The sequence below is a fragment of the Streptomyces sp. NPDC048479 genome (assembly GCF_040651435.1).
Lineage (GTDB): Bacteria > Actinomycetota > Actinomycetes > Streptomycetales > Streptomycetaceae > Streptomyces.
In genome coordinates this window covers 1-9,051 of sequence record NZ_JBEZKA010000074.1, presented here as the reverse complement: position 1 = coordinate 9,051, position 9,051 = coordinate 1, and the positions used below count along the sequence as shown (strand labels likewise).

Sequence of the window (9,051 nt, the reverse complement as noted above, 5' to 3'; positions counted from 1 at the left end):
CCACCGGGCGATCGTCCGCTACATCGAGATGTTCTACAATCGAAAACGCCTCCACTCCGGACTCGGCTACAAGACTCCCGCAGAAGTCCACGCCGTGTACGAGGAGTTGCAGGCAGCGGCATAAGGAGAACCCTCAACACCGCTGTCCGAGAAGCGCGGGACCCCTCAACAGGGCGTGCCCCAGCGATGCCCGCAGGGTTCCCCGCGGCGTCGACACGTCGTACCAACTCCGGCCGCCAGGCCATCCGAGCTCCTCGACGGGATCGACCATCCTGCCAGAAAGGTTCTCCACTCTTGGACGAGAGGGATTTGGTCGACCTCTTCCGCACGGTCCTCGACTCTGCCCCATGTGCCTGGTGAAAAGGGAGCGAGCTTGCAGGTCCGAGCCACGTGGGCCGGGGCAGGCCCGGTCCAGGATGCATGTCCTGCCCGACGCGGACGGGGGCTGGCGACGTGGCTCCAGGCGAGGAAGCACCCCAACTACGATCTTGACCGGGTCATGACGTCTCGCTCTTGGGCCGGCTCACTCTGCGGATGGCCAGCCTCCACACTTAGTGGTCGACGAGCATCGGGCCCCGTAACTGAAACATTGTGTTGCAATAATATCCTGAAGTGGTACTCTGATCACGCATTAGTCATGGCGCCAGCGCAGCTTCGTGCTTCATGTCCATCTGGCGCCGACGCTAGCCCCACGAAGGTGAGCAGAGATGCCACAGTCTGGATACACGGGTTCAGGATCAGCAGAACGTCTCCGTGCGGCTTTTCGAGCCGGCCGCACACGTCCTCTTGAATGGCGAATCAAGCAGCTCCGGTGTCTCGAGGCGATGCTGGTCGAACAAGAAGGGCCCTTGATCAAGGCCCTGGCCGCCGACGTAGCCAAGCCGGAGATCGAGGGTTGGGCATCAGAGCTTGCTTCCACAATGGGCGAAGTGCGGCTGGCCCGTAGAAAGCTCAAGAGCTGGGCCAAGGACCGCCGACTAGCCATTCCGGCGAGCCACCGACCTGGCCGCGCGTGGGTGCACAGTGAGCCTCTCGGCGTCGCCCTGATCATCGGACCATGGAACTTCCCAATCCAGCTTTTGCTCAGCCCGTTGGCCGGAGCCATCGCGGCTGGTAACTGCGCTGTAATCAAGCCGAGTGAGCTTGCACCGGAGACGTCTGCAGCGCTCGCTCAGTTTCTGCCCCAGTACCTGGATGATTCGGCATTCGAGGTCGTAGAAGGCGGCGTCGAAGCATCAACCGATCTGCTCGCGCAGAAGTGGGACCACATTTTCTACACCGGCAACGGAGTCGTGGGCCGGATCGTTGCCCAAGCGGCCGCTCGCAACCTCACCCCCACCACACTGGAGCTGGGGGGTAAGAGCCCCGTGGTCGTGGCTTCCGACGCGGATCTTCGGGTGGCAGCACGACGGATCGCCTGGGGTCGCTTCTTCAACGCCGGCCAGGTCTGCATGGCACCGGACTATGTCTTGGTGGAAAGCTCGGTACGGAAGAACTTCGTAGAAGAGGTCGCCCGGGCGGTGGCAACGTTCTACGGGGCCGACCCTACGAGATCCCCCGATTTCGGGCGCATCGTCAACCAGCATCACTTTGAGCGCGTCACCGGTCTCATCGACGCAGGGGGGTACGAACGACTCGCGATGGGAGGCCAGCGAGACGCCGTAACCCGCTACATCGCGCCTACCGTTCTCGACGGTGTTGACGACGGGGCTCCCGTGATGGCGGAGGAGATCTTTGGACCTGTGCTGCCCATCAGGCCGGTACGCGACGTGAGGGAAGCGGTGGAATACGTCAACGCGCGCCCCAAGCCATTGGCCGCATACGTGTTCACCAGTTCGCGGGACACAGCGCGCTTGGTGGAGCGGAGAACATCTTCCGGTGCTCTCGGCGTCAACAACGTCGTGTTGCACGCCACAGCTCCGCACCTGCCCTTCGGCGGCGTGGGGGAGAGCGGAATGGGGTCGTACCATGGGCGATGGGGCTTCGACACATTCAGCCACCAGAAGGCAGTGCTCACCAAGTCCACTCGACTGGACGTCCCGCTGGCTTACCCTCCCTACACTGAACGCAAGTCGCGTCTGGTCCGGCGCCTCCTCTAAGGGGTCCTTTCAGAAAGCTGGATTCTTGCGGGCGAGGGTCATGCAGTGAGCGAGCTGGAGGAAGGCGTCGTGCATGTCGTCTCGGGTCTCCCAGCGTGTCCGTAGGCGGCGGGGGCCGTGGAGCCAGGCAATGGCGGACTCGGCAACCCACCGGACGCGACCCAGGCCCGAACCGTGTGGCTGTCCGCGCCGCGCGATCTTCGGGACGATGCCACGCTCGCGCAGCCGACGGCGGTAGATGTCGTGGTCGTAGCCGCGGTCGGCATATAACGTGCGGGGCTTACGCCGGGGCCGGCCCCGCTTGCCCCGCACGGACGGCAGCCCATCGACCAGGGGCAGAAGCTGGGTGACGTCGTTGCGGTGACCACCGGTCAGGGACACGCGCAACGGGGTGCCACGGGCATCGGTCAGGACGTGGTGTTTCGAGCCCGGCCGTGCGCGGTCAACCGGGCTCGGGCCGACTTTTGGGCTGCTTCGCCCCCGCTTGGCCTGCACGTGCGAGGCGTCGATCGTGGCGCCGGAGAAGTCGAGGCGGTCAGCCGCCCTCAACCGGTCCAGCAGCACCCGCTGGAGCTCCTCCCACACCCCGGCCTCCTGCCATTCGGCCAGCCGCCGCCAGCAGGTAGGACCCGAACCGAATCCCAACTCCTGCGGCAAGAACTCCCACTGGACACCGGTGTAGAGGACGAACAGCACACCCTGCAGCGTCTTGCGGTCATCGATCCGCTTGCGCCCCGGATGCCGAAACCGCCGTTCATGCTTCGGCAACAGCGGCTCGATCACCGCCCACAACTCGTCGCTGACCTCCCACGGCTTCCGCCGCGCCATGGTCACACCCCACAAAACACGGGAACACATACACCTACACCGTGCCACAGCGAGATCATTCTGCAAGGACTCCTAAGGGGTCCTTTCAGAAAGCTGGATTCTTGCGGGCGAGGGTCATGCAGTGAGCGAGCTGGAGGAAGGCGTCGTGCATGTCGTCTCGGGTCTCCCAGCGTGTCCGTAGGCGGCGGGGGCCGTGGAGCCAGGCAATGGCGGACTCGGCAACCCACCGGACGCGACCCAGGCCCGAACCGTGTGGCTGTCCGCGCCGCGCGATCTTCGGGACGATGCCACGCTCGCGCAGCCGACGGCGGTAGATGTCGTGGTCGTAGCCGCGGTCGGCATATAACGTGCGGGGCTTACGCCGGGGCCGGCCCCGCTTGCCCCGCACGGACGGCAGCCCATCGACCAGGGGCAGAAGCTGGGTGACGTCGTTGCGGTGACCACCGGTCAGGGACACGCGCAACGGGGTGCCACGGGCATCGGTCAGGACGTGGTGTTTCGAGCCCGGCCGTGCGCGGTCAACCGGGCTCGGGCCGACTTTTGGGCTGCTTCGCCCCCGCTTGGCCTGCACGTGCGAGGCGTCGATCGTGGCGCCGGAGAAGTCGAGGCGGTCAGCCGCCCTCAACCGGTCCAGCAGCACCCGCTGGAGCTCCTCCCACACCCCGGCCTCCTGCCATTCGGCCAGCCGCCGCCAGCAGGTAGGACCCGAACCGAATCCCAACTCCTGCGGCAAGAACTCCCACTGGACACCGGTGTAGAGGACGAACAGCACACCCTGCAGCGTCTTGCGGTCATCGATCCGCTTGCGCCCCGGATGCCGAAACCGCCGTTCATGCTTCGGCAACAGCGGCTCGATCACCGCCCACAACTCGTCGCTGACCTCCCACGGCTTCCGCCGCGCCATGGTCACACCCCACAAAACACGGGAACACATACACCTACACCGTGCCACAGCGAGATCATTCTGCAAGGACTCCTAAGGCGGTGTTCGCCGTCGGGCACCCCGGCGTGGTGTGGGGTGCCCGACGGCGAAGGTAGCGAGAGTTCTTGCCGTCTGGAGCCACCAACGGACTGGCGCTACCAGCGGTCTGAGACCCTCTCCGGTCCGGGGTAGTACTGTGCCTCCTCTTCTCTGTTTCGCGGATGGTTCGGGTTGAGGAACCACTTGCGGGCCGAGACGAGCCACCAGGTGCCGGCGAAGCCGACCACCACCGCGACCGCGATCGGGGCGTAGTTGAAGGTCTCAGGGGTTATGGGGCTGACCTGGGGCAGCATGAACAGGATCGTGATCACGGCGACCCAGCCGATCGCGATCACTCCCGTGGGCTTTGACCAGCGTCCCAGGTGCCAGGGACCGCGCTCGAATCTCCGGCCCAGTCGTAGCCGAAGGAAGGTAGGGACGGCGTACGCGATGTAGAGGCCGACCGTGGCGATCGAGGTGACAGCCGCATAGGCGCTGACGTTGACCAGATAGGGCAGGCCAAGGAGGAAAGCGCCGCTCGCAGCGAGCCATACCGCGTTGGTCGGGGTGCGGGTGGCAGGGTTGATCCGATGCCAGACGCGGGAGAACGGCAGGGCTCCGTCTCGGGAAAAGGCGTAGATCATCCGGGAGTTGGCGGTAACGGATGCCATGCCGCAGAACAGCTGGGCGCCGATGATCACCAGCAGGAGCGCCGTGCCGGTGCTCGCACCGAGGGCGTCCATGAGAATCTGCGCCGGCGGGACCCCGCTCTCGGAGTTCAGTGCACCGTCATAACTCTGGATTGCGAACGTCATGCCAGTCAGTAGCAGGAAGCCTGCGATCCAGGAGATCCAGATGGAGCGAACAATGCCCCGCGGACCGGCGATGGAGGCGTCGTTGGTCTCTTCGGTCATGTGCGCCGAGGCGTCGTAGCCCGTGAAGGTGTACTGAGCCATCAGCAGGGCAAGCAGCCCCACGTACAGACCGGAGCCCCATCCAGTGTTGTTCACGAAGTGAGTGAAGACGAAGGATGGCGACTGGAGATCATCAGGAACGAAGACCAGGGCGCCCACGATCAGCACCACACCGATGAGGTGCCACCAGACGCTCACGCTGTTCAGTACGGCCACGATCCGCACGCCGAAAGTGTTCAGCATGGCGTGCAGCAGCAGGATCAGCCCGAAGAGGAGCATGGTGTGGCCAGGGGTCGCAGCGTACCCGACCTGGAGGTCCAGGTAGGCGTTGAGAAAGGACGCCGCCCCGAAGTCGACACCAGCAGTGACCGCAACTTGGCCCAGTACGTTGAACCAACCGGTGAACCACGCCCATGCGGCCCGGCTGCGTTCCGGGGCCATGCGGAAGGCCCAGAAGTACAGGCCGGCAGAGGTCGGATAGCTGCTGCACACCTCTGCCATGGCGAGACCGACGAACAACGTCATCAGGCCTACGAGAACCCATCCCCACATGATCATAGCGGGGCCACCGGTGTTCATGCCGAAGCCGTAAAGGGTCATGCACCCGGACAGGACGGAGATGATCGTAAAGGAGACTGCGAAGTTCGCGAAGCCCGACATGCTTCGTGCAAGGGTCTGCCTGTAGCCGAGTTGGGCGAGCCTTTCCTCATCGGTGGCGCTGGGAACGTCGAGTGGCACAGGAGGTCCTTTTCTGTCGGTTCCGGGAGAGGAACGGTTTACGGAGCGTTCGGAAAGCAATGCCGCTGACGCGGAGGACAGGCGGAGGCGTGACAGCCTTAGCGGTGCGGGGGGCGGCGTGGCGTGATCGCTTTCAGCGCCCACGCCCTGTGGCGTAGGAAGAGCTGCTCAGGCTCTCCGCAGTAGGACCAAGGCAGATCGGTGGCGTACGGCCCGATTGCTTCGAAGACCTCGAAGGCCTCGGCGTGGCGGCCCGCAAAGCTGAGGGCGTGCGCCAGATAGTTGGCGTCGTCGGCGAACTGGGCGTGTGGACGTGGAGAGCGGTGGCGCCACCATCGATCCAGCACTCGGTCGATGTGTGGGCACTCAAGCCACGGATGAATGGCCGTGCCGTAGCCGCGCGCGTTTGTTTCAAGGCGATGTCGATGGCTTTCGGCAACCGCCATCAGCGGTAGCGCAGCGATCGGCAGCCCGAGCGGGGCACTCTCAGCCGTGTCTAGCGCCCAGTCGAACATCTCGCCGATGGAGCCTTGATTGCGCTGGAAGAGGTAGGTGAGGACCTCGTGGTGCGCTTCGCGGTTGAAGGGGTCACGAGCAATGACCTGATCCCAGGTGTGCTCAACAGATGGCCAATGGGGTGCGTGTACGCGTAGCAGCGCCAGCAGAACGACCCAGGGGGAAGGATCTGCTTGGTTCGCCTCGGCAGCCAGTGTGCAGGTCTTCCACGCCTGCTCCATCAACTCTCGGCCCTCATGAGGCCCAACGTCTATGGAACGCAGGGCTAGCACATGGGACAGCAAGGCCAAGGCGTCGGCCGACCGCGGTTCGGCACTGCACCAGGTCTCGGCATAGCGCAAACGCATCCCGGCGAGGGCGAGGACTTGCAGGCGGAAGATACGCCGGTCCCAGTCCTGCCCGGTGGCCGCAAGGAGGTCGCGAGGACCCTCCCACCGCCCCATCGCCGCGTCCTGCAGGGCCGCCCGCAACGGGGCGTCATCACGGGCTGGGTGCCGATCGAGGGTAGGCGTTCCGGAATCGGTAGTGCCGCCGCGCCGTGACGTTCGGCCGGCTCTGCGGTACTCCATTCCTGGCGTCCTTTCCCGCCTGGGGTGGCGGCAATTCGTCAAGGCGTAGCCCTCGGCGTGACCGACAGGAGCGCCGGGGCGTGACGCGGCCATGCCATCGACATGGACGCGCCGCTGACGCAGCACAAGACAGTGTGTGGGTGGGCGTAGGGCGACAAGTGGGCCGCGAGAAGTCCCACTTCCCGCCACGGGTGCGCACGGTCACCGGGAAGTGTTGCCTCGTCGGATGCCGGAGGTGCGGGAACGGCTCACTATGCGGACTGTTCCATCAGTCAGCGCAGAACTGCCGGGCAACACCAACCTATCGGCAGACCCTGCAGGCCGATGCCCCGCTCGGTGTTAGACGTGGCTGACATAGCGTCTGATCAACGCGCATCCAGGCCGAGTCATAGTTCCTGACAGCCCCTCATGATCAGGTCATGCGTCTCCTCCACATCGAGGGAACCAGTGCCCTAGCGGCGTAGCGTCGTTCGCTTCGGGGGAATCCTTGCAGCCGAGCACTCCAGAACACCTGTGAGAAATTGACAGTTACTTCCCAGTCACTCGACGTCAGCCGCCCACACCACATCCCGGTGGAGAGCCAGCGATTGCATGCGGGAACTGACCTGCTGCCCCAGGGCAGAAGGGGGATGAACGTCGTTGGCCCCTCAAGACTCGCCGTACTACCGTCAAGGACTGACAAGCGATCGAAGGCCTTCTGCGCCCGAGTTGATGCAACGATGGCCGCGTCGTTTGCCCAAGCCCCGGCGTCTCAGAGGGCGTTTAATGTAGGCGGAATGCCCTTTATCTCCTAGTAGATCCCTCGCCAGGTGGGGGTGCTCTCGTCCGTTATGCGCTTGGTGAGGTTGTCGATCGAGGCGAGATGGATCATCGCCTCGGAGCTGGCGGTGAGGGTCTCGTAGTCGCGGGCCAGGCGCCGGCGCATCATGATCCATCCCAGACTCCGCTCCACGACCCAGCGCCTTTTGACGACGTGAAAGCCGCGGACTCCCGGCTTTCTGTCGACGACTTCGACATCGATTCCGAGGCTCGCGCCGTGCTCCACGACGGCGTTCTTGAAACCGGTGTCGACCCAGCTCTTGGAGATGGTCGGGTAGGTCTTCTTGGCTTGGTCGAGGAGTTGTATTCCCACGGCGTTTTCCGAGAGGCTCGCGGGGTAACGGTCACGGCGAGGAGGAGCCCGATCGTGTCGGTGAGGATGCCTCGCTTCCTGCCGACGATCTTCTTCCCGGCATCTGTTCCCTGGCTGTTCAGGGGCACGTTGGTGGAGGTCTTGACGCTCTGGGTGTCGATCACGGATGCGGTCGGTTCGGGCTTGCGCCCCCCTTCACTCGGGCCAGTCCGGTGAGGTCATAGTTGAGCTGGGCGAAGATTCCCTCGTCGCGCCAGGCGGCGTAGTAGGCGTACACGGTGCCGTGGTTCGGGAAGTCGTGCGGGAGGTATTTCCAGGGGATTCCCGTGCGATTGACGTAGAGGATCGCGTTGAACACATCGCGTAATTCGACTTTGGCCGGCTGCCCCGTCGGCCTACGGTCGAGCCGGGCCTTCCTCCAGGCCGTCAACGTCGGCTCGATCAAGGCCCACCGGGCGTCGGACAGGTCGCTGGGGTACGGCTTGCGGGGGTTCACGGCACAGCGTGAGTACGAACAGGCCGGAGGATTCGATTCCACTGACCATCGGGCGGTTCCGTGGCAATTTCAAACCAGACGGACTCCCGGGCATGGAAGTGAATGAGATGGACAGCCGAGGTCCCGGGCCGGGAGATGACATTCACTACCTACCGATTGAAAGCCCTCAAAGTAGGACAGGAGCGTAAGCCGCATATCGGATCAAGTTTGGGTAAACGCCCTCTCAGAGGGCGGTTCGTGAGTTGATGTCCATTTCTGGGTGAGGCTGGGGCAGGGCTGCTGGTCGCGGTGCTCGGTCGGCTACTGGTTCCTGGTGAAGCTGCCGCGTCGACCTCGGTGAGGACATCGAGCTTGACCAGGCGTTTCAGCTTGGCGCGGGTGCCCTCGATGTTCTTCGGCAGCAGTGCGTGGTCGAGGGCTTCGCAGACGTCGCGGGCCCGGAGGGGGCCGGTGGCCTCGTTGAAGACGGCGAGGATGCGGGGGTAGTCCGGGTGCTCGGGCAGGTCGGGCGAAACCGGGTGGGCGGGGAGCCGTTCGCTGAGGGCGGTGACGGTCTTCCGGGTGATGGCGAGGTGCTCGAGGTGGGTCTCGGCTTCCCGTAGCCGAGCCTGCAGTTCGGTGATCTGCGTGCGGAGGTCGTCGGCCAGGGCGCGGGCGGCTTCTTCCTGGATGTCGAGTGCGTCGAGCAGGGGCAGGATGTTCATGAGGCTGAACCTTTGGAGTGGACACCCTGACAATGGATCTTGATGGTCCAGGGAGGGATGTCCAGGTGGGACGCAAGTCTCCGTATCCGGAGGA

At 64.5% G+C, this 9,051-nt stretch carries 6 protein-coding genes and 1 pseudogene; 1 reads left to right on the top strand and 6 read right to left on the bottom strand.

Annotation, left to right across the window (positions count from 1 at the left end):
* Positions 1–707 precede the first annotated feature (707 nt).
* The gene (locus tag AB0D12_RS40565) at positions 708–2,099 is read left to right on the top strand and encodes an aldehyde dehydrogenase family protein (protein ID WP_362694935.1); all 1,392 of its coding nucleotides are present in this window, start codon (positions 708–710) and stop codon (positions 2,097–2,099) included.
* 9 nt (positions 2,100–2,108) lie between these two features.
* Here the strand turns inward: AB0D12_RS40565 and AB0D12_RS40560 are convergent, their stop codons facing one another.
* The 6 genes and pseudogenes from AB0D12_RS40560 to AB0D12_RS40535 form a co-directional block, all read right to left on the bottom strand.
* Entirely contained in the window at positions 2,109–2,927 is an 819-nt protein-coding gene (locus AB0D12_RS40560; protein WP_362694932.1) for an IS5 family transposase, read from the bottom strand.
* A gap of 85 nt (positions 2,928–3,012) precedes the next feature.
* The gene (locus AB0D12_RS40555; protein ID WP_362694932.1) at positions 3,013–3,831 is read right to left on the bottom strand and encodes an IS5 family transposase; all 819 of its coding nucleotides are present in this window, start codon (positions 3,829–3,831) and stop codon (positions 3,013–3,015) included.
* 173 nt (positions 3,832–4,004) lie between these two features.
* Complete coding sequence (locus AB0D12_RS40550; protein ID WP_362694938.1) at positions 4,005–5,540, bottom strand: amino acid permease; 1,536 nt, start codon at positions 5,538–5,540, stop codon at positions 4,005–4,007.
* Between the two features lie 98 nt (positions 5,541–5,638).
* A complete protein-coding gene (locus AB0D12_RS40545; RefSeq protein ID WP_362694929.1) occupies positions 5,639–6,499 on the bottom strand; it encodes a hypothetical protein in 861 nt (286 codons plus the stop codon).
* Between the two features lie 916 nt (positions 6,500–7,415).
* A pseudogene (locus tag AB0D12_RS40540) lies at positions 7,416–8,253 on the bottom strand (IS5 family transposase).
* Between the two features lie 149 nt (positions 8,254–8,402).
* A complete protein-coding gene (locus AB0D12_RS40535; RefSeq protein WP_362694926.1) occupies positions 8,403–8,957 on the bottom strand; it encodes a hypothetical protein in 555 nt (184 codons plus the stop codon).
* Between the last annotated feature and the right edge of the window lie 94 nt (positions 8,958–9,051).

Excerpts from the sequence above, each read along its gene's own strand:
- AB0D12_RS40545 (WP_362694929.1), bottom strand. The coding sequence starts at position 6,499 with ATGGGGCGGTGGGAGGGTCCTCGCGACCTCCTTGCGGCCACCGGGCAG.
- AB0D12_RS40565 (WP_362694935.1), top strand. The coding sequence starts at position 708 with ATGCCACAGTCTGGATACACGGGTTCAGGATCAGCAGAACGTCTCCGT.
- AB0D12_RS40555 (WP_362694932.1), bottom strand. The coding sequence starts at position 3,831 with ATGGCGCGGCGGAAGCCGTGGGAGGTCAGCGACGAGTTGTGGGCGGTG.
- AB0D12_RS40560 (WP_362694932.1), bottom strand. The coding sequence starts at position 2,927 with ATGGCGCGGCGGAAGCCGTGGGAGGTCAGCGACGAGTTGTGGGCGGTG.
- AB0D12_RS40535 (WP_362694926.1), bottom strand. The coding sequence starts at position 8,957 with ATGAACATCCTGCCCCTGCTCGACGCACTCGACATCCAGGAAGAAGCC.